This is a genomic window from Nocardia sp. PLKS1-43 (genome assembly GCF_059510335.1).
In genome coordinates this window covers 1-221 of sequence record NZ_JCAJZQ010000063.1, presented here as the reverse complement: position 1 = coordinate 221, position 221 = coordinate 1, and the positions used below count along the sequence as shown (strand labels likewise).

The window sequence follows — 221 nt, the reverse complement described above, 5'->3', positions numbered from 1 at the left end:
TTCCCGGTGGATCGTGGTTGGGATGTCGGGGGGTTGTTCGATCCGGATCCGGATGTGGTGGGTAGGTCGTATACCCGGTGGGGTGGGTTTCTCGATGATGTGGCGGGGTTCGATGCGGCGTTTTTCGGGATTTCTCCGGCTGAGGCGGTGGCGATGGATCCGCAGCAGCGGTTGTTGTTGGAGGTGTCGTGGGAGGCGTTGGAGCACGCGGGAATTGATCC

The 221-nt window shown here is 61.5% G+C and carries 1 protein-coding gene; it reads left to right on the top strand.

Annotated elements, in window-relative coordinates; all coding sequences use genetic code 11:
• On the top strand, positions 1-221 hold a 221-nt coding region (locus tag AC5WS7_RS40675; RefSeq protein WP_495959995.1), incomplete at both ends, for a beta-ketoacyl synthase N-terminal-like domain-containing protein.